The organism is Pseudarthrobacter sp. NS4 (assembly GCF_024758005.1).
Classification (GTDB): Bacteria; Actinomycetota; Actinomycetes; order Actinomycetales; family Micrococcaceae; genus Arthrobacter.
In genome coordinates this window covers 494,179-519,547 of sequence record NZ_CP103288.1, presented here as the reverse complement: position 1 = coordinate 519,547, position 25,369 = coordinate 494,179, and the positions used below count along the sequence as shown (strand labels likewise).

General features: G+C 63.7%; 18 protein-coding genes, 1 tRNA gene and 2 pseudogenes. 5 read left to right on the top strand and 16 right to left on the bottom strand.

The features are described from left to right. Positions 1-33: 33 nt before the first annotated feature. The 3 genes from NXY83_RS02475 to NXY83_RS02465 form a co-directional block, all read right to left on the bottom strand. Positions 34-1,038, bottom strand: a complete 1,005-nt coding sequence (locus tag NXY83_RS02475; RefSeq protein ID WP_258806404.1) for a LacI family DNA-binding transcriptional regulator — start codon at positions 1,036-1,038, stop codon at positions 34-36. Between the two features lie 110 nt (positions 1,039-1,148). After that, positions 1,149-1,739: an HhH-GPD-type base excision DNA repair protein gene (locus tag NXY83_RS02470; protein ID WP_258804535.1), complete on the bottom strand. Its 591-nt coding sequence runs from the start codon at positions 1,737-1,739 to the stop codon at positions 1,149-1,151. Positions 1,740-1,828: 89 nt separating this feature from the next. Beyond that, on the bottom strand, positions 1,829-3,319 hold the full coding sequence (locus NXY83_RS02465) for an alpha-N-arabinofuranosidase (RefSeq protein WP_258806403.1): 1,491 nt from the start codon (positions 3,317-3,319) through the stop codon (positions 1,829-1,831). Between the two features lie 339 nt (positions 3,320-3,658). Here NXY83_RS02465 and NXY83_RS02460 point away from each other — a divergent pair, with 339 nt between their 5' ends. Beyond that, positions 3,659-4,633, top strand: a complete 975-nt coding sequence (locus NXY83_RS02460; protein WP_258804534.1) for an ANTAR domain-containing protein — start codon at positions 3,659-3,661, stop codon at positions 4,631-4,633. 73 nt (positions 4,634-4,706) lie between these two features. Here NXY83_RS02460 and araA read toward each other — a convergent pair whose 3' ends face one another. The 3 genes from araA to araB are packed head-to-tail and all read right to left on the bottom strand — an operon-like array spanning position 4,707 to position 8,693. Next, positions 4,707-6,227, bottom strand: a complete 1,521-nt coding sequence (gene araA / locus NXY83_RS02455; RefSeq protein WP_258804533.1) for an L-arabinose isomerase — start codon at positions 6,225-6,227, stop codon at positions 4,707-4,709. A 37-nt stretch (positions 6,228-6,264) separates the two neighbouring features. Beyond that, entirely contained in the window at positions 6,265-6,960 is a 696-nt protein-coding gene (locus NXY83_RS02450; protein ID WP_258804532.1) for an L-ribulose-5-phosphate 4-epimerase, read from the bottom strand. After that, on the bottom strand, positions 6,957-8,693 hold the full coding sequence (gene araB, locus NXY83_RS02445; RefSeq protein WP_258804531.1) for a ribulokinase: 1,737 nt from the start codon (positions 8,691-8,693) through the stop codon (positions 6,957-6,959). The genes NXY83_RS02450 and araB overlap by 4 nt, the downstream gene beginning before the upstream one ends. Positions 8,694-8,872: 179 nt before the next feature. Here araB and NXY83_RS02440 point away from each other — a divergent pair, with 179 nt between their 5' ends. Further along, positions 8,873-9,358, top strand: coding sequence for a hypothetical protein (locus NXY83_RS02440; protein ID WP_258804530.1), 486 nt, complete (start codon positions 8,873-8,875; stop codon positions 9,356-9,358). An 89-nt stretch (positions 9,359-9,447) separates the two neighbouring features. On the opposite strand, the pseudogene NXY83_RS02435 reads toward NXY83_RS02440, so the two are convergent. The 9 genes and pseudogenes from NXY83_RS02435 to NXY83_RS02395 all read right to left on the bottom strand — a co-directional run. Then, positions 9,448-9,534 (bottom strand): annotated as a pseudogene (locus NXY83_RS02435) (anti-sigma factor); the annotation flags it as partial. 107 nt (positions 9,535-9,641) lie between these two features. Further along, complete coding sequence (locus tag NXY83_RS02430; protein WP_258804529.1) at positions 9,642-10,664, bottom strand: LacI family DNA-binding transcriptional regulator; 1,023 nt, start codon at positions 10,662-10,664, stop codon at positions 9,642-9,644. 197 nt (positions 10,665-10,861) lie between these two features. After that, a complete protein-coding gene (locus NXY83_RS02425; RefSeq protein WP_258804528.1) occupies positions 10,862-12,121 on the bottom strand; it encodes a hypothetical protein in 1,260 nt (419 codons plus the stop codon). 1,721 nt (positions 12,122-13,842) lie between these two features. Further along, a complete protein-coding gene (locus NXY83_RS02420; protein ID WP_258804527.1) occupies positions 13,843-14,244 on the bottom strand; it encodes an Hpt domain-containing protein in 402 nt (133 codons plus the stop codon). 101 nt (positions 14,245-14,345) lie between these two features. After that, positions 14,346-15,752 (bottom strand): UDP-glucose dehydrogenase family protein, encoded by a 1,407-nt coding sequence (locus tag NXY83_RS02415; RefSeq protein WP_258804526.1) that lies wholly within the window; start codon positions 15,750-15,752, stop codon positions 14,346-14,348. A 65-nt stretch (positions 15,753-15,817) separates the two neighbouring features. Continuing rightward, positions 15,818-16,900, bottom strand: coding sequence for a right-handed parallel beta-helix repeat-containing protein (locus tag NXY83_RS02410; protein WP_258804525.1), 1,083 nt, complete (start codon positions 16,898-16,900; stop codon positions 15,818-15,820). Next, complete coding sequence (locus NXY83_RS02405) at positions 16,897-18,747, bottom strand: right-handed parallel beta-helix repeat-containing protein (RefSeq protein WP_258804524.1); 1,851 nt, start codon at positions 18,745-18,747, stop codon at positions 16,897-16,899. The genes NXY83_RS02410 and NXY83_RS02405 overlap by 4 nt, the downstream gene beginning before the upstream one ends. After that, positions 18,744-20,024, bottom strand: a complete 1,281-nt coding sequence (locus NXY83_RS02400) for a glycosyltransferase (protein WP_258804523.1) — start codon at positions 20,022-20,024, stop codon at positions 18,744-18,746. Before NXY83_RS02400 ends, NXY83_RS02405 begins: the two co-directional genes overlap by 4 nt. Before the next feature lie 1,055 nt (positions 20,025-21,079). Beyond that, positions 21,080-21,304 (bottom strand): hypothetical protein, encoded by a 225-nt coding sequence (locus NXY83_RS02395; protein WP_258804522.1) that lies wholly within the window; start codon positions 21,302-21,304, stop codon positions 21,080-21,082. 13 nt (positions 21,305-21,317) lie between these two features. Here NXY83_RS02395 and NXY83_RS02390 point away from each other — a divergent pair. Together NXY83_RS02390 and NXY83_RS02385 are read left to right on the top strand one after the other, a co-directional pair. Further along, a pseudogene (locus tag NXY83_RS02390) lies at positions 21,318-21,471 on the top strand (transporter); the annotation flags it as partial. Between the two features lie 555 nt (positions 21,472-22,026). After that, positions 22,027-23,868 (top strand): S8 family serine peptidase, encoded by a 1,842-nt coding sequence (locus NXY83_RS02385; RefSeq protein WP_258804521.1) that lies wholly within the window; start codon positions 22,027-22,029, stop codon positions 23,866-23,868. A 410-nt stretch (positions 23,869-24,278) separates the two neighbouring features. On the opposite strand, the gene NXY83_RS02380 is transcribed toward NXY83_RS02385, so the two are convergent. Beyond that, a tRNA-Lys gene (locus NXY83_RS02380) sits at positions 24,279-24,351 on the bottom strand. A 174-nt stretch (positions 24,352-24,525) separates the two neighbouring features. Here NXY83_RS02380 and NXY83_RS02375 point away from each other — a divergent pair. After that, positions 24,526-25,185, top strand: a complete 660-nt coding sequence (locus NXY83_RS02375; RefSeq protein WP_258804520.1) for a hypothetical protein — start codon at positions 24,526-24,528, stop codon at positions 25,183-25,185. Positions 25,186-25,369 lie beyond the last annotated feature (184 nt).

Genomic DNA, 25,369 nt, shown 5'->3' with positions numbered 1-25,369 from the left:
CCAATGCGACGGGCGAAACCTGGCGGGGGAAAGTCAGGGCGCGGACTCCCGGATCTTCAGCTGGAACCCGGCCTCTACGTGGACTCCCCGTTCGGCTGTCTCATTTCCGGCGATCCTGTCCAGCAGCAGGCTGATTGAGCGTTCCGCGATCTCGTCCATTCCGGGCGACACGGTGGTGAGCGATGGAGACGCGAACCGCGCTTCGTCGATGTCATCGAAGCCTGCCACGGCAACGTCCTGCGGAACCCTGACCCCACGGATCAGCAGTTCGTGCATGGCTCCGAGCGCCAGCACGTCGTTCAGGCCAAACACGGCGTCAAACCGGACGCCGCTTTCCACCAGCCCGGCCACTGCGCTGGCTCCGGCGTCCCGGCGCCACTCTGCCGGTGCGATCAGGGATGGATCGAACAGGATCCCTGCCTGCTGCAGCGCACTCCGGTAGCCGTTTAGCCGCAGGCCGGCACTGCCCGCCGACTCTTCGGGATGGGCGCCGAGCACGGCAATGCGGCGGCGTCCGCTTCCCAGCAGGTGTTCGGTGACGGCAGCGGCCGCTTCACCGTTTTTCATGGTGACCAGGTCAAACCGGGAATCCATGATGTGTTCGCCGAGCATCACCAGGGGTTTCTTGCCCACCTTGGCAGCGATCGCATCCGCGTCAATGGCCAGCGGGGTGAACAGCAGGCCGTCGGTGAGCTGCCGGAACGGTCCCTGCAGGGCGTTCAGTTCCACACTGCCTTCGGCGTCGGACTGCTCCACCAGGACCCGGTAGCCCCGCTGGGAAGCCTCTTTCATCAGCTTGGAGGCAAGCTCCGCGTAGTACGGCGCGGAAAGATCGGACAAGACCAAACCCAGCATGGAGGTTTTCCCGGACCGCAGGCTCCGCGCGGTGAGGTTGGCTTCGTATCCCAGTTCCGCGATGGCGTCCTGGACCCGCTGCTTGGTGGCAGGGCGGATGAACTCGTAGTCATTCAGGACGTTGGAGACTGTCTTGAGCGACACCCCCGCCGCCTTCGCAACGTCGTTCATGGTGACCGCCATCATGGCTCCTTCGTGTATTCCGCCAGTTCCTGGGATACATCGTTGCAGAAAACGGCGTCCGCACAGCATCTGGCGATCCCAGGCAGGGCCGCCCCGGGTTCGCGGGAGGGTCAGTCCTTGGCCTTTGCCGCTTTCGCTGCGGCCTTGGCGGCCTGCTTGCTGGCGCGCACCTTGACCAGGGATTCGGGGTCCACGATGTCCGCGACGGACAGGTAGGCGCCCTCCTCGCCGTAGTGTCCGGCCGCTTCACGCCAGCCGGGCGCCTGCAGGCCGCGCTGCTTGCCCAGCAGGGCCAGGAAAATCCTGGCCTTTTGCTCGCCGAACCCGGGCAGCGCCTTCAGCCGGCGGAGCACCTCGGCACCGTCGGGTTCACCCTTGGTCCAGATGGCCGCGGCTTCGCCGTCCCACTCGTTCTGCACGGCTTCGGCAAGTGCCTGCACACGGGCGGCCATGGAGCCGGGAAAACGGTGGACGGCCGGCCGTTCCTTGAACATTTCCACGAAGGCCTGCGGATCGTGGGCTGCAATGGCTTCAGGTTTCATGGACCCGGTCCGGGTCCTGATCTTTTCGGGCCCGGCGAACGCCGACTCCATGGTCACCTGCTGGTCCAGCAGCATGCCGGTCAACAGGGCGAAGTCGTCCTCGCTTAGCAACTTGTCCGCGGCGGGATCCCCCGTGATGTGCAGTTCCATGCGGTCCATCCTCCCAGAGGTTGGCAGGCGCGTCAGCCGGGCGCCGGAAACATTGCTTCCGCGCCCGGCTGCCGCACCTTCCGGCGAAAACTGCCGGACTACACCCTGACGGCCAGCCGGATCATGGACCAGGACACGGCCGGGAGTTCCGCGGTGAGGCGCCCGCCGTCGGCCTTTGCCGTGACGTTCTCCGTGGGCAGCACTGAGGTGGAATCATCGGCGGTCGCCTGCCAGTACGGGTCCTTGTTGGCGTAGGTGACGGCCTCGATGACGCGCACTTTGCCCAGCCCGGACACCACGGCGTCGAGCCCAAGCGCGTCCGTGGTCGAGCGGTTGACGGCGAACACCACGGCCTCGCCCTTCGCTGCGTCGTACGTTGCGACGGCGGACACCGCGGCGAAGCCGGCGGTCTTGCCGCCGCTGACCAGCGGGGATTCGACGGCGAGCTGCAGCACTGTTCCGGACGCGTGCCGGGAGGTCAGCGCGAAGGGGTGGAAGGTGGTCTGCTTCCAGGCGCGCCCCCCGGGCTCGGTCATGATGGGGGCGATGACGTTCACCAGCTGCGCCAGGCTGGCGGAGTGGACCCGGTCCGTGTTGCGGAGCAGGGTGATCAGGAGATCTCCGACGACGACCGCGTCCGCCACCGTGTAGGTGTCCTCCAGCAGGACGGGGGCCACCGGCCAGTCCTTGCCTGTTGGGGGCCTGGATTCGTCGCGGCTCATGTGCCAGACGTTCCACTCGTCAAAGGAAATGTCCACCTGTTTGGTGGACTTCTTTACCGACTTCACATGGTCGATGTGGCTCACGATGTCGTGGATGAACGCCTGCATCCGGTGGCCGGCGGAGAGGTGTTCCTGGAGGTCTCCGAAGTCCTCGAAGTACTGGTGGGCCGAGATCAGGTCCACCAGCTCATAGGTCTCGGAGAGGACAACCCGCTCCCATTCGCCGAAGGTGCTCATGGTGGGGCCGGAGCTGCCGCAGGCCACGAGTTCGAGGTCCGGTTCAATCATCCGCATGCCGCGGGCGGTGTCCGCCGCCAACCGGCCGTACTCCTGCGCGTTTTTGTGGCCGATCTGCCACGGCCCGTCCATCTCGTTGCCCAGGCACCACATCTTGATGCCGTAGCCGTTCTCCGCACCGTTGGCCCTGCGCTGGTCGGAAAAGGCCGTTCCGCCGTCGATGTTGCAGTATTCCAGGAGGTCCAGCGCCTCCTGGGTTCCCCGCGTGCCCAGGTTGACCGCCATCATGGTTTCTATGCCGGCTTTGGCCGACCACTTGGCAAACTCGTCCACCCCCACCAGGTTGGGGTCGCTGGAGTGCCAGGCCAGGTCCAGCCGGACCGGGCGCTTGTCCGCCGGACCCACGCCGTCCTCCCAGCGGTAGCCGGATACGAAGTTGCCGCCGGGATAGCGCACCGTGGAAACGCCAAGTTCGCGGGTCAGTTCCAGGACGTCCTTGCGGAAGCCGTCCTCGTCGGCCTTGGGGTGCCCGGGTTCGAAGATGCCGGTGTACACACAGCGTCCCAGGTGTTCCACAAAGGCACCGAAAGTGCGCCGCCGGACAGGTCCCACCGTAAAGGCGGGATCCATGGTGATCTTCGCCGCGGCTGATTCTGCTGTGGTCACGAAAACGTCCTCGTTTCTTTTTTACAACGTTATAGAAGTAATTGTTGGCGTTCGTGCTCCTGGAGTCAAGCGAAGGGAAAGGGACGCCCGGGAGTGGTGGAGCGAAGCCGCCGGCGACGTCCGCACCCCTCACCAGCGGCAATATAAGAGCGCGGAACCGGGGCCTGGCCTAAGTACTACCTAATCTCAAAAACGAGTACCAGATACGCGTTCCGCGGCGGGCCGCGCACAATTAGGTTTTCCTCAGAGACAAGACGTGTTCCGCTCGCGGCACTTGGCTCACGAGGGGGTGTGAGACTAACAATGCAGGCACGACAGACAAGCTCAGGCTTCCCGGTCCGACGGACACGGGCATTGAGCGGGGCCGGCGACGAGGAGGCCTTTGAGACCAAGGCCTCTCCCCCAGCCGTCGCCGGCCCTCTTGTTCCGCCAAGGAGCAAGAGCCGCCGCACTGCATCCGGCATCACCGGACTGGGAGCGCCCCAAGAGAGCAGCAAGCAGGCCCTCCTGCTGGATCTGGTCACAGGCGCGGACTCTTTGGATGAATCCCTCAACCGGCTCGTGGTCGCCTCTGCGCAGTCCGTAGTCCGCACGGGGGAACTCCAAATCGAATGCGGCGTGTTGGTACACCAGATAAAAAAGCCACCCGCCATCACCGGCACCTCTGAGAAGGTGGTGCGGCTGCTGGAATGGGAACACCTGGCGGCAGAAGGACCAGTCAGCGAAGTGCTCAGCGGCGACCAGCCGGTGTCAGTACTCCAGCGCAATGGGGACTTCCGGTGGCCGCGCTACTGCGCCCGGCTGCAGGAGGCAGGGTTCGGCAGCGTCCTGGGAGTACGGCTGCTGCTGGCCGGCAATACCGGCGGCGGCAATACCGGCAACACGGAGGCCAGGCACGGTGACACCAACGGTGGTGGCGCCGCCCGGAAAACACCAGCAGCCCTGGCATTCTTTACCCAGGATGCAAAGGCCTTCCCGCTCCAGGTCATCGCGGAAGCACGCGCTTTCGCCGGTCTGGCGGCCAAGAGCCTGCAAATAGCCATCGATCTGCACACCGCCAGGTCCATGGCCTCGGACCTGCGCTCGGCGCTGGACAGCCGCACATCCATCAATGTTGCCTGCGGCGTGATCATGGCACAGAACAGGTGCTCGTACCATGAGGCTTTTTCCATCCTCGCCAAGGCATCCAGCCACCGGAACATCAAGGTGCGCCGGATCGCTGAGGACATCTTGGAAAAGCTTCCGGAGGGCCCCCCGCGGGCGCACTTCGGGCACTAGGACGCAGCAAACAGGCTCCGGTGGCTTCTGCCCCCGGAGCCTGTTTGCTTCATGGCTTGCTCAGCGGCGCAGGCTAGATCCCGCCGGCAAGCTTGTAGTACGCGGCGTTCCAGTTCAGGTCCTTCTTGAACTGGCGGATGGTGGTCCCGTCGTCGATGGTGAGCAGTTCGGTTTTGGCGATCTCCGCGAAGTCCTCGAACACGTCCATGCCCACCTGCGTGGACAATACGGTGTGGTGAGCGGCTCCGGCCGTCAGCCAGGCCGCAGCCGAGGTGGCGAAGTCCGGCTTGGGCTGCCACAGCGCGCGTGCCACGGGCAGGTTCGGCAGCGGCTGGTCCAGCGGAACCACGTCAACGGCGTTGGCCACCAGGCGGAAACGGTCCCGCATGTCGGACAGGGCCACCACGACGCCCGGGGAGGCGTCGGCGTCGAATACCAGGCGGACCGGGTCTTCCTTGCCGCCGATGCCCAGCGGGTGGATTTCCAGGCGGGGTTTCATGACCGTCAGCGACGGGCAGACCTCCAGCATGTGGGCGCCCAGGATCTTTTCGGCCCCTGGTTCAAGGTGATACGTGTAGTCCTCCATCAGCGATGCGCCACCGGGCAGTCCAGCACCCATCACCTTGGCGGCGCGGACCAGGATGGCGGTCTTCCAGTCACCCTCGGCTCCGAAGCCGTAGCCGGCGGCCATGAGCCGCTGGACGGCCAGGCCGGGGAGCTGGCGGAGGGCGCCCAGGTCCTCGAAGGATGTGGTGAAGGCGGCGGATCCGTTGGCTTCCAGGAAGCTGCGCAGGCCCAGTTCGATCCTGGCACCGTAGCGCAGTGAATCGTGGCGCGCGGCACCTTGACGGAGCTCCGGAACTACGTCGTAAAGGTCCTGGTATTCGGCAACCAGCGCGTCGACGTCGGACTCTGCGGCCCCGTGCACGGCGTCGGCGAGCTCGTTCACGGACCAGGTGTTGACCGCGACGCCGAAGCGCAGCTCGGCCTCGGTCTTGTCGCCTTCCGTGACGGCCACGTTGCGCATGTTGTCGCCGAACCGGGTCAGCTTCAGCGTACGGATGGCGGCCCAACCGGCGGCGGCGCGCTGCCACGAGCCCACCTGGCGGGCCACCTCGGGGTTGGAAACGTGCCCCACCACTGTCTTGCGGGCGATGCCGAGCCGGGACTGGATGTAGCCGAACTCCCGGTCGCCGTGGGCGGCCTGGTTAAGGTTCATGAAGTCGAAGTCGATGTCCGCCCAGGGCAGTTCCACGTTGGCCTGGGTGTGCAGGTGCAGGAGCGGCTTGCGGAGCAGGTCCAGGCCCTGGATCCACATTTTGGCCGGGCTGAAGGTGTGCATCCAGGCCGTGACGCCAATGACGGAATCGTTTGAGTTGGCCTCGAGGGCCGTGCGGCGGATCGCGTCCGAATCCGTCAGGACCGGCTTCCAGACAATCCGCACCGGTACTGAAGACGAAGCGTTCAGCTGGTTGGCGATTTCCTGCGACTGGGCGGCCACCTGCTTGAGGACGTCCTCGCCGTACAAGTGCTGGCTGCCGGTGAGGAACCAGACCTCGTAGCCGTCGAGGGAGGTGTTTGCTGCGCTGCTCATGGGTTCTCCTGGGAAGTATGCGGGCTGACGGCGTGAATCATTGGCCGTAGACGTTCTGGTAGCGGGCGTAGAGGGAGTCAATGTGGCCCTGGTCGATGGGCACGGGTTCGCCCAGCTGCCGCGAAATGTGGACGGTGCGTGCCACTTCCTCGCACATCACTGCCGCCTTCACGGCGGATTTGGCATCCTTGCCGATGGTGAACGGTCCGTGGTTCTGCATCAGGACCGCCGGCGAGTTCGAGCTCTTGAGCGTCTCCACGATGCCGTGGCCGATCGAATCGTCGCCGATCAGGGCGAAGGGCCCCACCGGGATGGAGCCGCCGAATTCGTCGCTCATCATGGTGAGCACGCACGGTATGGCTTCACCGCGGGCGGCCCAGGCGGTGGCATACGTCGAGTGCGTGTGCACCACCCCGCCCACTTCGGGCATGTGCCGGTAGACGTAGGCATGTGCTGCGGTGTCCGACGACGGTGACAGCGCCGGATTGCCCCACTCACCTTCCTCATTGCCCGCCACCGGAACGCCGTAGAGGTCGGTGACCACCATCTGCTCCGGCGTCAGGGAGTCGTAGGAGACCCCGGAAGGCTTGATGACCATCAGGTCCTTGCCGGGGACCCGGGCGGAGACGTTGCCTGCGGTCCATACCACCAGTTCGTAGCGGGTCAGCTCGGCATGCAGGGCGCAGACCTCTTCCCGGATGCGGGCGATGGTCCCGAGGATTCCGGCGCTCATGCGGATACCTCCCCGGACACCGCAGCGGACCCCAGGAGGGAGCCGGCGGCCCTGCCCTGGATGGCTTTGAGCCGGAGCATCACGTCATTGCTGCCCCGCCCGAAGTAATCGTGCAGGGTCCGGTATTCCTGGAAAAGTTCCTCGTAGGCTGCCGCATTTTCGGGGATGGGGGTGTAGACATCCCCGGGCTCTGAGCCCATGGCCGCGGCGGCTTTCCGGATGTCTGCGTACTTCCCGGCGGCAACGGCGGCATGGATGGCCGAACCGAGGGCCGGGCCCTGCGCCGAGCCGATGGTGGACAACTGCAGCCCGGTGGCATCCGCGTAGATCTGCATCAGGAGCTTGTTCTTGAGCAGCCCGCCGGCAACGATGAACTCCTTGACCGGAACGCCTGCGTTCCGGAAGGCGTCCACGATGGTGCGGGTACCGAACGCGGTGGCCTCGAGCAGGGCACGGTAGGTGTCCTCGGGCCTGGTGGCGAGGGTCTGGCCCACCACGATGCCGGACAATTCGTGGTCCACCAGCACCGAGCGGTTGCCGGAGTGCCAGTCCAGGGCGATCAGGCCATGTTCGCCGATGGCCTGGGAGGAGGCAAGTTCAGTGAGGTATTCGTGGATCCCCAGGCCCGCGGCCTTTGCGGCCTGGTGGTATTCGGGGGGGATGCCGTACTTGGTGAACCAGCCGAAGATGTCGCCTACGCCGGACTGCCCGGCCTCGTAGCCCCAGAGTCCTTCGAAAATGCCGCCGTCCACTACGCCGCACATGCCGGGAACTTCCCGGAGCTCGGTGCCGTTCATGACATGGCAGGTGGAGGTGCCCATGATCGCCACCAGCTGGCCGGGGTCCACAGCCCTTGCCGCTGGAGCGGTGACATGTGCGTCCACGTTACCCACGGCCACGGCGATGCCCTCCGGCAGCCCCGTCCATTCGGCAGCTTCTGCCGTGAGGTAGCCGGCGGCGTCGCCGAGGCGGCCAATGGTGTGCTCCAGCTTGCTGCTGACGAAGTCCTTGAACTGCGGGTTCAGGGCGGCAAGGAAATCCTCCGACGGGTAGCGCCCATCCTGGTAGATCCCCTTGTAGCCTGCAGTGCAGGCGTTGCGGACGTACTGGCCGCAGAGCTGCCACACGATCCAGTCCGCGGCCTCCACCCAATGGTCCATCTCGGCGTAGGCTTCCGGGTCCTCCTCCAGCAGCTGCAGGCCCTTGGCGAATTCCCATTCGGAGGAGATCAGCCCGCCATAGCGGGGGAGCCAGTCCTCGCCGCGTTCGGCGGCCAACTGGTTGATCCGGTCAGCCTGCGGCTGGGCTGCGTGGTGGCGCCAGAGCTTGACGTAGGCGTGCGGCCGGTTTTCAAATCCGGGCAGTTCGTTCAGCGGGGTGCCGTCCGCTTTCACCGGGACCATGGTGCAGGCGGTGAAGTCCGTGGCAATTCCGACGACGGCGGCGGGGTCGATCCCAGCGTCCGCGATGGCGGCGGGAACGGCATGACGAAGGACATCCCGATAGTCGTTCGGCACCTGGAGTGTCCATTCGCCGGGAAGCCGGACGCTTTTTCCCTCTGCACCGCCTGCTACGTCCCGGGGCAGGGCTTCCGTGACCACGGCGTGCGGGTAGTCGAAGACGCCGCTGCCCAGCTCCTTGCCGTCCCGTACCCGCACCACCACAGCGCGGCCGGAGAGCGTTCCGTAGTCCACACCGATGACAAAGACGTCCGAGCCGTCCACTGCGTTCATAAGAATGTTCCTCCATTAGCTGCCGCCACATCGCGGCCTGGTAACAATTGTGAGCGCTAACAAGCGGGAAGTCAACAGATTCACGCAGAGGGTGGGATCGCCATGGCCCGAATGCCTGCAGATGCGTCGCAGGAATGGGTAAGACGAGGGAGACTGGACTCCAAGCGACAGGGGAACCCATGCACGACGGCCGGAATGCATTGCGGACGGGGAACGGCTCCCTGGTCTGGCTCAGCGGCCCCCTTGCCACTGGGCTCGCTTGGGCCGCGCACACGGCGTCGGGCGGGCAGTCCCCGGCGGTCCTGATCGTCCTGGCGCTGGCAGCGCTGCTCGGCATGGCCGCATCCATAGTTGGGCCACGGCAGCTTCCGGCCTGGGCAGTCCTGGTGGTGGCCGGCCTGGCGCAGCAGCTCCTGCACCTGGCCTTCGCCGCGTTCTCTGTCTCCAATGGCGTCGCGTTGCCCGGGCACGGGCACGGTGGAGCCCCGGACGTGCCTCCTGCGGAGCCGGGGGTGTCTGGCGCCCCGCACACCCTGCACCTGATGCTGCACCTGCACATGGGCGCTGCCCTGGTGACCATGGCCGTGGTTACGCAGTGGAACAAGCTCGGGAAGTTGAACAAGGCCTTCCCGGGACGGCCCAGGGAACGAACGGGCAAGGACTGATCACCGCCGTTGACTGACTGCTGCCAGGGAATCATCACCGCACCGAGGCGCGGCCAGTCGGGAACCGGCCCCGCCGGGAATCACTCCTGTCAGGAAGTAAGCGTTCCCCTGACGATGCTCACGCTTGAGTGGGCGGGGTTGCCGTCCACGGGTTCGTCCGAGACATCCACAATGGGGCAGTTCACCGTCCAGAAGCAGCCTGCAGGCCCGGAGTTGGACGCAGATTCATGGAAATTCTTTTTGCTGATTTTTTCGCCGGGTTGTGCAGGAAGAGCTGGTCCAGCTACTTGGCCCCGGCAGGGGGTGCGGTGCTTGCCCGGAGTACCAGTTCCGGGGTGACAACGATGGAGCTGACGGCGGCACCGGCCTCGATTTCCTTCAGCATTATGTCCATGCAGCGGCGGCCGAGTTCCTCGAAGTCCTGGCGGACGGTGGTGAGCGGCGGGGTGAAGTAGGCCGATTCCGGCTGGTCGTCGAAGCCCACCACGGAGACGTCGTCGGGCACCCGGACGCCCGCCTCGGCGAACGCCCGGAGCAGGCCCAGCGCCATCTGGTCGTTGCCGACGAACACCGCGGTTGCGCTGCGCTGGGCCCCGAGCGTGCGGCCGATGTCGTAGCCGCTGCCGGCGCTCCAGTCACCCTCCACGAGCAGGCCGTCCGGAAGTCCCGCCTGGCTGAGGGCCTCCCGCCATCCTTCGGCACGCTCCGCGCCGTCCGTCCAGTCGGGCGGGCCCGCCACGTGCCCGATCTGCCGGTGCCCCTGCCCGATGAGGTGTTCGACGGCGAGCCGGGCGCCACGGCGCTGGTCCACCATGGCCCCGCTGACATTGTTGTTGCCGAGGGATCCCACCGCCACCACAGGGACTGAAAGCTGCATGTCATCCAAAACCAGCAGGGTGTCCGAGTGCGGCACCAGCACCGCGATCCCATCCACAGCCTGGTCCATAAAGTGGCTGACGGCGTCGGCTATCGCGTCCCGGCTAACCTCGCGCAGCGCGGCGATGCTGACAAAGTATCCGGCGTCGCGGGCGGCCTGTTCCACGCCCAGGAGGGTGTTGGCCGGGCCGTACTGGGACAGTTCGCTGGCCAGCACCCCAATGGTTTGCGAGCGCCGGGTCACGAGGCTCCGGGCTGCCGTGTTCCGCCGGTACCCAAGCTCCGCAATGGCCGCCTCCACTTTTTCGCGGGTTGCCTTGCTGACGTTGGGATGGTTGTTGACCACGCGGGAGACGGTCTGGTGGGAGACGCCCGCGATGTCTGCCACGTCTTCGAGACGTGGCATCCTGCCCTTGCTGCTTTTTGCCATGGGCCTATTGTCCCTGCTCGCGCACACAAAAAATCCCCCGACAACCTCGCGGAAACTGCCGGCGCATTTTCCACTCTGCAGTCGGCAGCCACTTCAATCCGTGTTCGCGTTGGGGACCGGCGGGCCAAGTTTTCTTGCCCTTGTTGCTTGCTACACACCACTGTCGGAGTTTTGAAGGACGGGGCATCGCCTTCGAATCAGGCTGCGTCCAATTCGTCCGGGTTGCTGACTGTACGCGCAGGGATTTGGTTTGCTTTTGGACTTTCTGCTCGGGCATGAATATCCCGCAGGCGCCAGGCAGCAACGAGTGCTGCTGCTAATTGGGCTGCAAGCCACAGCACCGACACTCCGGGTAGCGCGTAGAGATGGGCTGCGGCGGTGGCAGGCACTACTGCGATGGCTGCTGCCAGGACTGCAACGGCGGTTGCTTCCGCCTGGTGCCCGCGGGCCCGGCAAACGCCGTAGTAAATCTGCGTCACACAATTCAGGACCAATGCCGGGACCAGTATGAGAAATAAAACCCAATGCGGGGCGTACTGAGAGCCGAGCAATTGCAGGATAAAGCGGCTGGCTCCAAGCAGGACTCCCCCGGCCGCAAGGGTGAGTAGGAGGCTGATTCGAAGCGCCCGTACAACCAGCCCCGGATGATGGCCGGGGGCGGCGAGCTTAGTCTGCAGAGAATAGCCGGCGGACTGCGGAACGAAAAAGACTGCTGTTGCCAGCATCCAGACCACGTACCAGGCCGCAGTGGCTGAGGCGCTGAGTGTAGCGGCGATGATGAGAGGCAACAGGTAGCCTGGCGCGCGGTCAGAGAGCATAAGGGGATAATTCCGGAGTGCGGGGCGAAGCAGGTTCAGGATTTCCCGAAACTGCAGGGCTTTTTTCCGCCTGGGACCAAGGCCACGGTACACCTGCAGCAGTCCAAGAAGTACGCTGGCTGCGGCTCCGGTGGCGACCGCGGTGACAACGGTGTTCAGAGTGCGGTATCCGCCGGCCAGGGAAATAGCCAGAACCGCCAACTGGACGAGACTCTGGAGGAAACTGCGCATCAACGCCAAATGGGCTTGGCTTTGCGCAGATTGGATATGGTCAAGTTGGTAAGCCGTGGTAGCGAAAAAAGCGGCAGCCAAAAACGCCACCGCCGCTGATGGATCATCCCAGGCTTGGCCGACCCCAGGACCGAGGGCGCGCGTTATTATGACCAGCCCGGTCGCGACTATAAGTGATGAGAGCCCTACAGTGAGCAGGCTTGTGGTTATCAGCCGACGCCCATCGGTTTCGGCGGGCAGGAGGGTCAGTATGGCCGGGCCGACGCCAAGCATCCCTATTTGAACTGTCAGCAGCGCCGCCGCCACGACCGCGGAAGCTAAACCGAGCTCGGCCGGGGCCAAGAGAATTGCAGCCAGGGCCCAAAACAGAAGACCCGTTACCATCGGCACCACACGGGCTCCGGTCAACCAGATCGTGTTGCCCCCAAGAGAGAGCACTTTAGCCGCTGGGCGCATGAGCTAACCCCCGGACCATCAGACGGTAGTCATAAAAGCAAGAACCCGGTCCAGTAGGGCAAGTAGCGGGCGGACTTACCACTGCCAGGCAGGTACTCCGTACGGTCGCCAGCAGAGGTAAAGCACCCTCAGCCATATCAACCCGGGTGTTGCGCGCCCCGGAGAGTCCGCGCGGGCCAGTGCTCATACCCCGAAGGACCCAAGCAATGTTTTGTGCCTCATTGAGGGTTGGTATAACCAAACTTACGGACACTCTCCCTAGCGCTACTTTCCGCGTGGCCATCGTACTTTGGAGCTGGATAGAGATAGACAACTGCCTCACCCCTTGCTTCGTCGCAGGGAGATGAAATCGGCCAGTGGAACTCCATCCTCCCGGAGCGCCACACCAGCACGCATAGGGATATGGTCAGGTCCTTGGCCCAGCAACTCAGCCGCCACAACTTTGCCGTAGCCTGCAGAGTAATGCCTGCAGGGGGATAAATTAGCAGTGATGAGTACTCGTTTTTGTTGCGTGCACTTACCTAGATCACAGCGCAAGTGTAGGGATGGCACCTTGCTGGTGCTTTTAGTCGGGCTGACGTCACGGGCGTTCGTAGTCAGCAACGGCGCCGGGGAGAAAGCTATTGGACAGATGTACCCGTTCTCGTATACGGCTTTCACCCTGGAAGGGCGGACCCTCTCAGATCTCATTTAGGTGGGGGCTGGCCATTGATGGTCGCAACTATGTATCGCAAGTAGGGGCGTCAAAATCGGTAGTCATCCTTAGTTGGGGAGACAAGGAGTCCCAGTTGGGGAAGCTGTTCGGGTACTCGGCTGCATAGCAGTCCACAAACAGCTAAAGACGCCAGCGTTGATCCCCCAGACGAAACTCTGAATCAGCTGGTTCCAATACTTCCGCAGGACCAGGTCGTCCTGGTCCAGATTCGGCATGTGAAGCGCCGGGGCCTACCGTCTCCTATTGCCGAGGTGCCCCTACCAAGACTTCGCGGTAGTGCGTTGGCAGCCGAACGATTTCAAGTTCGGACATGTCCAGAAGGCACCTGCTTCCCGTTAAAGTGTCCAGGATCCAGCACAGTCCGTAGTCCGGGGCCGTGTCCGTCACCGGCCCGCGATGGACCAACGTGCTCCCATAGAAGGCTTCGACTGCATCTCCCGGTACGAGCGCTTGGCACGAGGGAATAACAGCGCCATTAGTGCTGGTCATAACCTGACCTTTCTCGACTTTCGCGATGGGTTTGCCCCCTTAGTGTGTCAGCGCAAGGTTACCTGAGGGTGTCTCCTGAATGATGCGTCCCTTACAGAACCACCAAGACCAAAAGAGTTCCCCTTGCTTTCCGGCCGCTGCACGAGTGCTACCGGCCGAAAGGAGGGAAAGGCCCTGCCACCGCGGTATTGAGGGACGCCTCCGCCGATCATGAGCGGGGCTAGCCGAAGCCGTGTGTCACGCCTGTTCGGCAACTTGTTGCCAGCCGGGTGCAGCGCCCGCGCCTTCTATCCGATCCCATCAGACTGAATACCTAAAATGACTACCTCACCCTTGTTAGGCATCAGGAACAAGAGCCAAGTTCGTTAGGTGTCTTCCCGCCCGCAAAGGTGACTGTCATTCGTATTAATGGCAGGCGTTTCGAAAAGAGTTATGCCGGACACTCGTTTCCGGACATCGACACGGGGAGTCAGATTCCGGACCGTAGCTGAGCGTGCAGGAGCTCAGTGGTCCGCTGGCTGCGGTGCTTGATACCCCTGAGGTGTGCCGCTGCCAGTCGGGGAAGGGTGACTGCGGGTTCTGCACGGGTTGAATCATCACGAATAGACAGCTCCAGTTTTGACGCAAGGTCGGCGAGCTGTTCGGCGCCCACCATTTGGCTGGAGGTCTTGAGGCTGTGGACCGCATCCAGTGCTTTGGTCAGGTCCCCGGTGCTGAGGGCCCAGCGCAGTTCTTCAATTCTCTTGGGCAGGTGTGCGAGGAAGTTATGTATGAAGACTTTCCAGACTCCGCCGTCATCCGGATTGGCGGAGAGCCTCTTGAGTACGGATTCGTCCAGAAGGGGCAGGCGTTTGGCATCAGGCTTCGCCATGGTTCGGTCCTTCCGTCAGGAGGTTTTCCGGGTTCGCTGCTGGATTGGCGCCCGCAGCGCTGGGGGTGCTGCGGGCGCCAATGACGTGGGAGGGCCGGGACCTAGAGTGCAAGATTTGGGGTTGTGTCCCGCTGCGGCACCGCGCTTGGAGCGGCGGCTTTGGCTTGGTAGGGCCGGCCGAGGGCCCGGTATTCCCATCCGCTGGAGATGTAGCGGCCCGCGTCCAGGGCGTGCCGTCCATCCACGATGCGCCGGTGGTTTACCAATCCGCCCAGGTAATCCGGGTCCGCTGAGCGGAACTCATCCCATTCGGTAAGGAGGGCCACGACGTCCGCTCCCTCAGCTGCGGTGGCCAGGGAATCCACGTAGTTCAGGTCCGGATAGAGGCGGTGGGCATTGGTGTTGGCTTCGGGGTCGTAGACAGTAACGGCGGCTCCTTCCAGGTAGAGCATGCGCGCTACGTCCAAAGCGGGTGCGTCCCGCACGTCGTCGGAATTGGGCTTGAAGGCTGCGCCTAAGGCGGCCACTTTGACCCCTGCAAGGCTTCCCCCTGCAAGTTCCCGGATCAGGTCCACGGTGCGGATGCGCCGGCGGTTGTTGATGGAGTCCACCTCCCCCAGGAAGCTGACTGCTTGTCCCACTCCGAGCTGCTCAGCGCGGTGTTTGAAGGCGCGGATGTCCTTTGGCAGGCAGCCGCCTCCGAATCCCAGGCCGGGCTTGAGGAACCGGGGTCCGATTCTGTCGTCCAGGCTCAGTGCAGCAGCGAGCACGCTGACGTCGGCGGAGGTGGCTTCGCAGACTTCGGCCATGGCGTTGATGAAGGAAATTTTGGTGGCCAGGAAGGAGTTCGCTGCTACCTTGACCAGTTCGGCTGTGGGCATGTCGGCGACGATCAGCGGGGTACCCTCTGTGAGCAGGGGCTCGAAGGCACGCCGGAGCATCGATTCGGACCAGGCTGATGCCACGCCGAACACCAGCCGGTCAGGGTGCAGGGTGTCCTGCACCGCGAACCCTTCCCGCAGGAACTCCGGATTCCAGGCCACTTCCAGCGCTGGTCCCAAGGGCGAGATGTCCGCCACCATACCGGCCAGCCTGGCGGCGGTGCCGATGGGCACCGTCGATTTGCCTACCAACAGGGACTTGTGGGTAATCCTGGCCGCCAGTTCCGTGAAGGCGGACTCTACGTAGGTCAGGTTGGCGGCCGATGAATTGGGAGCCTGCGGCGTCCCTACGCAGATGAAGTGAACATCCCCGAACTGTGCCACCTCATCCAAATCGGTGGTGAATCTGAGCCGTCCGGAGGTCAGGGCCTCCTGGAGCTTTTCGGGCAGGCCCGGTTCGTAGAACGGCACCACCCCGGCTTGGAGCTGGCCGATTTTGCGGTGGTCAACGTCGTATCCCAAGACGTCGAAACCCATGACGGCCATGCAAATGGCGTGGGTTGCACCGAGGTATCCGGTTCCAATGACCGTGATTTTGGGCGCGCTGAGGGGAGGAAGGTTGTTCATTGTTTTCTCGATTCCGTCTCTAGTGAGGGAGTGAGCAGTCCGCCGGATTGCCGGCGTTTTCTCCTTTAGCCGGTACAGGGTGCGTTGGAAAGTCCCTGTTCCGCTTGGGAGGCTGTGTTGCTGCAGTCGACGACGTTGTCGCGCACCGGTTTGAGTGAGTAACCAAGACCGGGTCCGTTGACTTCGGCCACGTTGTTGCGGAAGACGTTTTCAGTGCCCCAGCCATCAAGAATTTCGTGGGTCTGGAACCCGTCCAGAGGTGAGTTCCTGCCGGTGTTTTCTTCTATCCGCCAGCCCCTGCCCTTGACGTCCACCCAGGAGTCAGCTTCTGTGATGGATGCACCGTCAAAGGTGTTGCCGACCAGGCTGCCATCAGATGTTCCCTCCTTAATGTCGACGCTTTCGGCCGTCGTGCCCGAGACGGTGTTTGCGCGGATTTCGTTCCGGTCACTTTTGTCCGGTTCACAGGAACTGATGTCGCACCAGTTGCTTTCGGCTGTTCCGATGTAGATTCCTTCACCGAATTTGGCTTTCCTCAGCCCGGTTCCGCTGATGGTGTTGCCGATGACTTTGTTGTCCGAGCTGAATCGTCGCAGATGGATCGCTTCATCCCCGGTGCTTTCGACCCTCAGGCCTTGAATCACCGAGTTGGTGGTCTCGTCCAACATGACGCCTTTTTGGCCGTTGCGGACGGTAAAGCCCTGCACCATCCAGTAGGACGCCTGGTCCAGGTGCAGAACGTAGCCTTCCTCCGGGCCCCCGCCGTCCAGGGCTGCTCCGGAACCTCCGCACAGGGTGATGGGCTTCTCGGCGGTCCCTGCTCCCGGTGCCCGGAAATTCCCGCGGTAGACGCCGTCGGCCAGCATGATCACCGCGCCCGGCTCCGGCGATGCCAGCGCTGCAGTGAGTTCGGCTGCAGTCGTGACCGTGATGGTGTCGGCAGGGCAGTCCGCGGGAACAGGTTGAGGGCCGCCGGCAGCCGGCGGAGATTCCCCGCCGGGTTGCGTCACGGCTGGTCCTTCCGGGGGCGCCTTCCTTTCCGGTGCGGCGGCCTGGAAGCTGATCACGGCGAAAATTCCGACGACTGCTACCAGGAGGACGGCGGCGAAGGCTATGCCAACGGCGGGCATCATTCTGCGGCCGGTCATCGTGGCTGCCTCACGTCTTCGTACGACACGACGCCCCTGCTGAGGGAGGTCAGCGGGACGTGGTCTGCGTAGGGACTGCGGATAACCCGCTCGGCGTTCCTGCCGCGGGCAACGGCGGTAATGAGCAGGAGCGCGGCCAGGACGAACCAGACAAAGGTCAGCGGCTGGAACACGGATTTGACCACCCGCTCCACCGTGTACGCAGGCACCCAGCCCAAAGTGTCGTTTTCGCCCACCGTCGACCCTGTTGACGCCTCCGCCCAGATCGCGGTGGAGCCGTTCCCGCTCACGGTGTTGCCGGCAACACCGGTTTCCGGGACTTCGCCCAGGAGCGTGATCCCGTGGTTGGAGATCCTCTCCAACGTATTGGCGCTGACGTCGGCGCTGGCATCCCGGACGTAGATGCCGGTGTCACCCCCGGTGATCGTATTGCCGCTCACCTCAGCGGTGGAACCGGCATCGCGCACCGCTATGGACTGCCTTGCATGGTCCAGCAGGGTGTTGCCCGTGATGGCGACTCCCTTGGCGCCGTCGGCGGCCACTATGCCTACCTCGTTGCCTTCAAGTCTGTTGCCAGTAAGGGTCATTCCCGAACCTCCGAGGACTTCGATCCCGTAGCGGGCGTTGTCCTCGAAGGATCCGGCGGCGACCGTGTTGTTCCCGTAGCCGTCAACCGCGGTTCCGACGGCGTTAGGCCCGTCCGCGAGGGGCCGGCCGTCCAGGGAGATGCCGTTGCGTCCGTTGGCCACAGCCTTGATTCCTTCGAGTCGGACGCCTTTGGTCGATCTTCCGATGCTGAATCCGTCAACGGCGTTTCCGGAGGAGGTGGTGCCCGTGATGGTGGCGTTGGTGACGTACCGGTGGAGTACCAGCCCATCCACGAGGCTTCCCGTGATGGTGGTGTCCCTGATGGCGATGTCACGGGCGTTGGTGACGAAGAGGCCGAAGGCGTTGTTCCGGAACCGGACGTTGTCGATGCCGGCGGTGACCACACTGTAGTCCAGGGCGGATTTTTCGGTCAGGGTTGCCAGTTCTGCCTCCGGGAGGAGCCTGGCGCCACCGCTGGCGGCCGCCGTCTCCCCCGGTGTCGGCTGTTGCCCGCCGAAGGTACCCACCTCATCGCTTCCGGTCAGTGACAGCCCTCCTGTGTTCCCACTCCAGAAGCCGAGCTCGGAGACCTCTGCGTAAGTGAACGAGGCGTGCCCGCCAATCACCCGGATATACGCCCGGCCGTCCACTGTGCTCCCGTCCGGCCCGGCCTTGGTGCTGTCCCAGCTGGTGACGCTCACGCGGGCGGTTTCAGTCCCGCCCAGAGTGAGGGATCCACCCAGCGCTACCACCGAGACGAAGGTCTGCGCCCCGCTTTCCAAACGAAGGTTCAGCGGCTTGGCAGGATCCGGTGAGGCGAGTGACAGGGTGGCCCCGGCAAGGACGGCGATGCTCTCGGACAGCAAATAAGATCCGTTGTCCTGCAGCCGGAAGGTATTGGGGGCCAGGGCCAGCAGGTCAGCTACCGAGTAGGCCTCACTCCGGGCCGGCAGGACCAGGGTGTAGCTGGACCCGGTCCGGATCCGGTAGGGCCCCTCGAGGCCTTCCACCCGCCAGCGGGCTGCGGAAGCAATGGTCCGGACGTAGACAAGCCGTTGGTCTTCCTGCTCCACGAGCCGTGCCTCGCTGGCAGGGTTGCCGGGGTACAGAACTCCCTGCACCTCGCCGTTGGCCGCTATCTCGTTCCGGCCCAGGGCATCGACGGCGGAGCCATCCCGGATGGACCCGCCGTAGATGAAGCCGGCCGTACCCAGTGCAGCGGTGAGGCAGGCGGCCAGGATGACCCGCGTCATACTCATGCTGTCACCTCGCCGGTGCTGAGCGTGCGGGAGCCCTGTCCGTCCCCGCCCATTTGGTTCGCATGGCGGGTAAGCCAGCCCTGCTTATTCATCGTGGCGAAGGCGTACATCTTGATGGGCAGGGCCACAAGGATCACAGTGACTGCCAGGACCGGGAGGATCAGGAGGTCCTTCGGATGCCGGCGCAGATGGGACGCGCCGCGGATGCCCCGGCCGAGCAGAAGCCAACAGAGGGCTGCACCGAAACCCAGCGGGGTGGGATCCAAGCGGTGGAAGATCAGATAGACGAGGGTCAGGCCCATGGTGACCGGCGTCAGCAGGATTTGCAGTACAGTCACCTTGGTCACGAACGGGACCCGCCACAGCCACCCCTTGGCAATGGCAGTCAGGTAGCACCGGTATGAGTTCCGGCTCCAGCGGATGCGCTGCTTCATGAACGCCCGGAAGCTGGACGGGAACATGGACAGCGCCCGTGCGGAGGACTGATGGACCGTCTTGTAGCCGGAGGCCAGCACCAGCCAGGTAAGCCGCCCGTCGTCACCTGAAATGCAGCGACGGCCCATGAAGAACTCGTTTTCCAAGTGCTCGATGACGCCCATCACCGCACTTCGACGGTAGACAGCAGTACGCCCGGAAATGCACGGAACGGCTCCCACCCTGCCCATGGCAGGCACGTAGTCCAGGTACCGGACATTAACCAGCCAGTCCGCGATACGGCGCCAGATGCTCGTATCCCGTTGGTACACGTTCTGGTGGGTGCCAACTGCCCCAACCGCGGGGTCTTTGAAGGGCATCTGGACGTTAACCAGCAGGCCCGGCTGCCACCAGGTGTCCGAGTCCGTGAGGACAAGAATCTCGTGCCTGGCCATCCGCATCCCCACACCCAGCGCGGATCTCTTGCCCATGTGGTGAAACAGGACGGGCCGGATCGAGTCATCACCCAGCGCCGTGATGCGCTGGTAGGCGTCAAGGTCCTCGACGTCCAAAACAATGATGATTTCGTCCGGCTTCTGTTGCCGCCAAGACTCCAGCGCGCTCATCAGGATCTCCGGATCCTCGTGGAAGGACGGCACGATCACCGACGTGGAAGCCCGGAACTCCGTGACAATGGGGCGCGCCCGGTGCGAGAGGATGAAGCGGTAAAGCCAGAGCCCCCAAACGATCACACCCGCCACCGCGAGCGGAAAGTAGGGGGCGAATTCTGCGTAAAGTTCACTGATGTTGCTTCGGTTGAAGCCCTGCAGGGCATCGTTGAAGTCAAGGAGAAGGGTGGGCATGGGCTTCCTTCGCTGGGGTGGATGTCAGTGAGGGACCTGCCGGGCCAGGGGAAGGCGGCGCTTGTCATCACCGCACAGGAGCCGACAAAGGCGCCCCCAGCATCAGTTCACCTGCTGAAGGTGCCTTGGCCGCTCACTGCTGCCGACTCTGCAATGAGCCTTATAACGAGCATGCGTGAAAGCATTTATCCCCCGCCAGAGCCCCCGGTACCCTAATCGTCCTTGCCACTACCCGTCTTTTTTACGAGTCCCTACTCGCGTTGCGAGGAAATTACTACTGAGAATTCCTACCGGAAACAAGCCGGAAACTGCAGCTCGTCCAGAGCATGAACACTGGGCTAACTGGGGCAGCCGTGGTCAATTTCTTCCGCCGCATCGAGCAACCTCGCGAAGGCACAATCGGAGCCGGGGAACATATCGGAAAATTTGGAGGGACAAGTCGTACAAGCAATGAGCGCATCCTCGTTGACTCCTACTATGAACTCACGCCAGGGGATGCGGTGGACGCGTTCTACAAGGACACCCTGGTCCGCAGAGGAGTGGCAAGTGGAGGTGCACTAGCCGGGCGGGCAGCGTTTAAGATCACGGCGACCCGCGCCCCGATCCGCTGAGCGAAGAGGTTGACACGAATGCCGTCGTATTGGACGGCAATCTCTTGGAGCCCGAGCCCCTCGGGGCTGCCCCCGACGTAGGTGCTCGGCGGCGGTGGCGCCGGAGGCTTGCGGCCTGTGTCTGTCTCTGTCTCCAGAAGGGGTGCGGCCCTATACTCGGTGTACCGGAGATCACTGCGTGGGCAGCGACGGTAGCGCGGGAAGGTCGCGGTTAGCCGTGGTCAGGAATCCATTTAGAGACACCCGCCGTGCACATGGCGATGAATCGAAGCTGGGCGTTCGCCGCTCCACCTGGCTTAAGCGTGCGGACGCTGCAATAGCCCAAGGCAACAGCAGCCTGTTCTTCCTGGCACACGATACTCCGCCCCCTCCGTCGGCTACCTGCATTCAGGGCCACGACCTCCTGCCAGGAGAAACCACATGCAGCGAAGGTCATCCAATCGGCTAACCTAGGCCGGCGGCCGTGCCCCACACCCGTCGTTCGGGCTTCGACGTCGATCCCGTAGCGTGCTGTACCTGCTCGCGGATGGCGTCGGCCGCAGAGCGCGCCATGAGGTCCTGGCCCTTCCATGCCGTGGCGGTTTGGTGGACGCGGACGATGTCCTCTGCCTTGGCGTTGTCCCACCAACGGGCATCCAGCGTATCGGGGCCAGACCAAATCAGTGTCATGAGCCGCCAAACAGTCCTGCGGCCCGCCCGGTACCTGGACGACGTCGAAAAAGGTGGAATTCGGCGAACTGCACGTCTTCATCGGCCCCGACTTCGCAGTGACAATCCGACACGCCGAATCCCCGGACCTTGGCCGGGTCGGCCGCCGTCTGGAAGACATAACGGAGGCCCGAACGGGTAGCGCTGGCGCCTCCCACACACCTTCGCTGCGCCATCAGACCGAAAGAAGGGCGCCGGGTGTTTGCTCTTGTGCTGTTTGAAACCTCAACGCTGGTGCATGTTTTGCACATGCGATTCCCTGTCTCCGCAGGGATTCTGCAGGTTTTACACAGGATCGCCCTTCAACTGCATAACACGCGATATTTTGAAGTTATTGGCGAGGTACCTCGCCAATTCAAAAGCTTCCCAGCCACGTTTTGAAGGGCACGGCAATTGATCTCAGCCACAAGCCATTCGATAGAAATTACTATCAATGGGCTGTTCACCAAGGTCCGCGGTATGGCGCCGGCCGCTCGTCTGTAACAGCCGCCCCTAACACTGCAGGTCACAGCAGTATTTCCGCAAGGGAGTCCGGGCCGCTCTTTTCTGCGGGACGGACAGCGGTCGCCGCTCCCAGTCGCGGCATATTTACCATTTGGAGAAAGTGTGTTGCCGCGACGGCCAGCTTCTTCTGCATAAACATCCACTTGTTCAAGCTCGGCCGTCGGTCGATAGGAGGACACATGTCATTACGGAAACGCCTCGAGTGCTCGATTGGCGTCGTACTGGTTGTGACGGCTGCTGTTACGCTCATGGCCCCTCCGGCTATGGCAAGCACCCCGACGGTGGCGGTCGATCCGCTCCTCTGGCCCGGAGGAAACGACAAAGTGCTCCCGTCTGTCTCCGGCACGTCCCAGACACCGGCGCCGGCGCCTATCCCCGCGTCTGCCCCCTCTGCCGAGGTTCTCGCACCTGGACCGCTGATTCCCGTAATAGAGGCACCGAAAGAGACCGCTGGTAAGGGCACAGCCCCAACTGCCGCCCCCTTGGCCGGTGACAGTAGCCGGTACCTGGTCAGCTTCCATAAAGGTGCCAGCGTAGCTGAGGAGGCCAAGTCCCTACGCTCACAGGGGGTTGGCGTGGAAAGGACCTTCTCCGCAGCGGTACAGGCAGCGGTCATCACCGCCACCAAAGAACAGGCTGCCTCCCTGGCCCACTCTGCCCGGGTGTCCGCCATCGAACTCGACGCTCCCGTTTCCCTATACGAGACCCAGCAGTCGCCACCGTGGGGCCTGGACAGAATTGACCAGGAGTCACTCCCGTTCTCTGGCACCTTCACGCCACCAGCCACCGGATCGGGCGTGAATGTGTACGTTATCGACACTGGCGTGTTGGCTGCCCATACTGATTTCGGTGGCCGGGTAACTGCGGGCTGGACTGCAATTGTCGACGGCCGGGGCAGCAGCGACTGCAACGGCCACGGCACCCATGTGGCCGGAACCATCGCCGGAAAGTCCTATGGGGTAGCCAAAGCGGCCACCATCATTCCCGTGCGTGCCCTCGCCTGCGACGGCTCGGGCTTCTACTCCGACGTCATCGCTGGCCTTGACTGGATAGCGTCCCACCATGCTGAAGGAACACCCGCCGTGGTCAACCTCAGCCTTGGCGGTCCCGTCAGCGCTGTGTTGGACGCTGCTGTCCGGGGAGTCATCAGCGACGGCGTTACAGCTGTCGTGGCTGCCGGCAACGCCGCGATCGACGCCTGCAACGCTTCCCCGGCGCGGGTGCCTGAAGCCCTGACTGTCGCAGCGAGCGATTCCTCGGATCGACAGGCATCGTTCTCAAATCACGGGAGCTGTGTGGACCTGTACGCGCCCGGCGTCGGCATTCAGTCCGCTGTCCACACCTCGACGACGGCGATAGCCACAATGAGCGGGACCTCCATGGCGTCTCCGCACGCTGCAGGTGCTGCCGCCGTTGCCTTGTCCTTGACGCCTGGATCGACGCCGGCAGGGATAACTACCGAATTGACCTCCGCGGCTATTTCCGGTCTTATCACAAACACCTCAGCCGGTACCCCTAATCGCCTGCTCAACACCGGAACAGTCCCCCGATTGTTGGCTCCCTCTGCGGCAGCAAGGGACTTTACCGGCGACGGCATGGCCGACCTCACCGCCCGCGACACCAACGGCACCCTCTGGACCTACCCCGGCACCGGAACCGGCCTCTTCGGCTGGCGCATCAAAGTCGGCGAAGGCTGGAACGTCATGACCGCCATCAGCGCCGCCGGAGACCTCACCGGCGACGGCAAACCCGACCTCACCGCCCGCGACACCAACGGCACCCTCTGGACCTACCCCGGCACCGGAACCGGCCTCTTCGGCTGGCGCATCAAAGTCGGCGAAGGCTGGAACGTCATGACCGCCATCAGCGCCGCCGGAGACCTCACCGGAGACGGCAAACCCGACCTCACCGCCCGCGACACCAACGGCACCCTCTGGACCTACCCCGGCACCGGAACCGGCCTCTACGACTCCCGCATCAAAGTCGGCGACGGCTGGAACGTCATGACCGCCATCAGCTAATACGGCTTGCCGTCCGGTACGGGGCGCCCCCAACCCTGTCCGCGACGCGGGGACGATAAAAATGGAATCTAAGCCGGAACGGGCCCTAAGTGCGGAGGAGATGACAGGGTGGTCCACTGATGTCTGCCGAGAGGACGCTCTGGGCAATCGCAGCTACTTTAGGCGCTGCCTTCTTCACATCTACGTTGGTCCAATACTTGTTTGTTCCTTGGCTGAAAGCCCGAAAAGAAAGTCCACTTGGAGCAGTATTATGACGCCTCCATGGATCCGGCCTTGGCTGCGGTTCCGGCTCAAATGGCGCTTACGACGCAACTCAAAAACGTCCCGAGTGAAAACCTTGGGTTTGCGTTGTTTGGGTATTTAAAACAAAAGCAGGCCAGAGGCTAAACGCCTCTGGCCTGCTTCGCGGGTGGGCCCTGTGGGGCTCGAACCCACGACCCACGGATTAAAAGTCCGATGCTCTACCAACTGAGCTAAAGGCCCCAGCCGGTTGGTCAGACACACTGTGTCCGGCCCATCCGGCCCATCCATTTCTGGACGTTAATACTCTAACGCATGGTTCAAGCGTCTTCGCACGCCACCCGGGCGCCGCCGTCGGACGTGGAGGACAGCGGGCGATGCTCGATTTCCACTGCGGCACAGGAGTAGCGTGGGGGCATGAGTGAGCAAGCAGGATCCAGTCATTACGGCGGCGCGAACCGGCACCACAAGCCCAAGCCCTTCGCTCCCATCGACTTCGAGCCGTTTGCGGGCGGCGCCGATCCCGCCCGCGTCTCAGAGGCCGCCCACCTTGCCGCCCAGGCGTTGGTCCGCCACGGCCGGGACAGCGACGACCCCGTGGTCACCGAACGGCTGGTGAAGCTCGCCGACGAACAGGGCCTCGAGGCTATCGCCGAGATGTGGGCAGAGAGCCCGGCCCGTTCGCTTCCCGGCGCACTGTGGCGGCTCTATGCCCTGCGTGCGGCCACCGTCCAGGACCCGGAGCGGATCTCCGTGTACTTCCGCGCCGGCAGGGACACCGCGCAGGTGTCCAACGTGGTGGCAGGCGCAGCCGAGCCGCCCGGCGCAGATGAAATGACCGCCATGGCGGATGCCATCCTGTCCGGAGCATTCGACGGCGAGTTCGACGTCGCGCTGGAACGTTCCGCCGCTTTCTGCCGCGTGGTGGCACTCGGCCAGGCGACCATCGCAGACGGAGCCGAGCACGCGAACGAGGCGCACGCCAGCAAGCTGACCCGCAACTCGCACCAACTGGTGAAAACAGCCGAAGACCTGGAGCACGCCGCCAACGCGTGGCGCCTGGGCGAACTGGACTGACCTGGGCTAAGGCTGATCTCCGTCCTGTTTTCCCCACAGTGCCCATCTGTCAAGATTGACTTGAGGCCTGCAAAGTAGAACACTGAAATCGGTGCCGAACCGCGAAACCCCCGGGCTTCAACACTTAGCCGCCTAGAGCGGCCTACCGCCGAGAGGCGTATCCGGTTCGGCACCATTTTCCTGC

Excerpts from the sequence above, each read along its gene's own strand:
- araB (WP_258804531.1), bottom strand. The coding sequence starts at position 8,693 with ATGAACGCAGTGGACGGCTCGGACGTCTTTGTCATCGGTGTGGACTAC.
- NXY83_RS02465 (WP_258806403.1), bottom strand. The coding sequence starts at position 3,319 with ATGGATCCCGCCTTTACGGTGGGACCTGTCCGGCGGCGCACTTTCGGT.
- NXY83_RS02475 (WP_258806404.1), bottom strand. The coding sequence starts at position 1,038 with ATGGCGGTCACCATGAACGACGTTGCGAAGGCGGCGGGGGTGTCGCTC.
- NXY83_RS02460 (WP_258804534.1), top strand. The coding sequence starts at position 3,659 with ATGCAGGCACGACAGACAAGCTCAGGCTTCCCGGTCCGACGGACACGG.
- NXY83_RS02395 (WP_258804522.1), bottom strand. The coding sequence starts at position 21,304 with ATGACACTGATTTGGTCTGGCCCCGATACGCTGGATGCCCGTTGGTGG.
- NXY83_RS02430 (WP_258804529.1), bottom strand. The coding sequence starts at position 10,664 with ATGGCAAAAAGCAGCAAGGGCAGGATGCCACGTCTCGAAGACGTGGCA.
- NXY83_RS02420 (WP_258804527.1), bottom strand. The coding sequence starts at position 14,244 with ATGGCGAAGCCTGATGCCAAACGCCTGCCCCTTCTGGACGAATCCGTA.
- NXY83_RS02400 (WP_258804523.1), bottom strand. The coding sequence starts at position 20,024 with ATGCCCACCCTTCTCCTTGACTTCAACGATGCCCTGCAGGGCTTCAAC.
- NXY83_RS02415 (WP_258804526.1), bottom strand. The coding sequence starts at position 15,752 with ATGAACAACCTTCCTCCCCTCAGCGCGCCCAAAATCACGGTCATTGGA.
- NXY83_RS02450 (WP_258804532.1), bottom strand. The coding sequence starts at position 6,960 with ATGAGCGCCGGAATCCTCGGGACCATCGCCCGCATCCGGGAAGAGGTC.
- NXY83_RS02410 (WP_258804525.1), bottom strand. The coding sequence starts at position 16,900 with ATGACCGGCCGCAGAATGATGCCCGCCGTTGGCATAGCCTTCGCCGCC.
- araA (WP_258804533.1), bottom strand. The coding sequence starts at position 6,227 with ATGAGCAGCGCAGCAAACACCTCCCTCGACGGCTACGAGGTCTGGTTC.
- NXY83_RS02440 (WP_258804530.1), top strand. The coding sequence starts at position 8,873 with ATGCACGACGGCCGGAATGCATTGCGGACGGGGAACGGCTCCCTGGTC.
- NXY83_RS02375 (WP_258804520.1), top strand. The coding sequence starts at position 24,526 with ATGAGTGAGCAAGCAGGATCCAGTCATTACGGCGGCGCGAACCGGCAC.
- NXY83_RS02385 (WP_258804521.1), top strand. The coding sequence starts at position 22,027 with ATGTCATTACGGAAACGCCTCGAGTGCTCGATTGGCGTCGTACTGGTT.
- NXY83_RS02470 (WP_258804535.1), bottom strand. The coding sequence starts at position 1,739 with ATGGACCGCATGGAACTGCACATCACGGGGGATCCCGCCGCGGACAAG.
- NXY83_RS02405 (WP_258804524.1), bottom strand. The coding sequence starts at position 18,747 with ATGAGTATGACGCGGGTCATCCTGGCCGCCTGCCTCACCGCTGCACTG.